Here is a 714-nt window from a genome sequence, read left to right as displayed (position 1 = left end):
GGGTGGCCCGGTGTTTTGGAGTGCAGTTGACGGAAGTTTTTCAGATCGTCAATCGACAGCGCGTAACCCGACAGGTGCAGCAGGGAGTAGATCAGCATGGAGCCGTGGCCGTTGGACAGCACGAAGCGGTCACGGTCAGCCCAGTTTGGGTTTTGCGGGTTGTGGTTCAGGTGGTCACGCCACAGAACCTCAGCGATGTCCGCCATGCCCATCGGTGCGCCCGGGTGGCCGGAATTCGCCTGCTGTACACCGTCCATGCTCAGGGCACGGATTGCATTCGCCAGTACTTTACGTTCCATAATTAATTCTTCTTACTCAATACAGGTTAGTCATAAAACGAGTGAGAGCAGCGATGTGCTGCTCTCAGAAATTGTCGCGGGCTTACAGACGCGCTTCGATCATGGTTTCCAGTTTACCCTGGTCGATGGCGAAGTTACGGATCCCTTCTGCCAGCTTCTCAATCGCCATTGGGTCCTGGTTGTGATCCCACAGGAACTCAGCGTGAGTCATCGGTGCCGGACGTTCTTCAGAAGCCACGTCAGCAGACAGCTTCTGAGCGACGTCGCCCTGTGCTTCAGACAGCTCCTGCAGCAGCTGCGGGCTGATGGTCAGGCGGTCACAGCCAGCCAGCTCCAGGATTTCACCCGTGTTACGGAAGCTTGCGCCCATCACCACGGTGTTGTAGCCCAGGGCTTTGTAGTAGTTGTAGATCTT

1 protein-coding gene and 1 pseudogene are annotated in these 714 nt (G+C 56.3%); both read right to left on the bottom strand.

The window, feature by feature from the left end; translation table 11 throughout:
- Positions 1–302: pseudogene (locus Q4579_RS22985) on the bottom strand (transketolase); the annotation flags it as partial.
- Positions 303–381: 79 nt separating this feature from the next.
- The coding region (locus tag Q4579_RS22980; protein WP_303567281.1) for a transaldolase family protein at positions 382–714 on the bottom strand (333 nt) is incomplete at its 5' end.

Source organism: Photobacterium sp. 1_MG-2023 (assembly GCF_030547945.1).
GTDB lineage: Bacteria > Pseudomonadota > Gammaproteobacteria > Enterobacterales > Vibrionaceae > Photobacterium.
The sequence above is the reverse complement of the archived record's forward strand: the minus strand, read 5'-3'. Positions and strand labels throughout refer to the sequence as shown.